1 protein-coding gene is annotated in these 237 nt (G+C 24.9%); it reads right to left on the bottom strand.

Going from position 1 to position 237, the window contains the following annotated elements; all coding sequences use genetic code 11:
- Positions 1 to 234 (bottom strand): YxiJ family protein (locus tag V7056_RS16635; protein WP_499703533.1); only part of this gene is annotated, 234 nt, incomplete at its 3' end.
- Between the last annotated feature and the right edge of the window lie 3 nt (positions 235 to 237).

Raw genomic sequence — 237 nt, 5'->3', positions numbered from 1 at the left:
ATAATGCAATATATATATTCTTGTTTGTTCATGAATGATATATTCACTATAAAAATTAGGATAATTTTCAATTTCTGCTTCTAGAAACTTATATTGGTCAAAGTAATCAAAAAAAGAAACATTCAACAAATCGATTAAATTTTTTTGATAAATGTCTTTAGTCTTTCCTTTAATAATATAGTTAAGACTTGCATTGATCGTCATCCAATATGTACTCAAATCGGCACTGAGAATATC

It is taken from the genome of Bacillus sp. JJ664, assembly GCF_036962205.1.
Lineage (GTDB): Bacteria > Bacillota > Bacilli > Bacillales > Bacillaceae_G > Gottfriedia.
The sequence above is the reverse complement of the archived record's forward strand: the minus strand, read 5'-3'. Positions and strand labels throughout refer to the sequence as shown.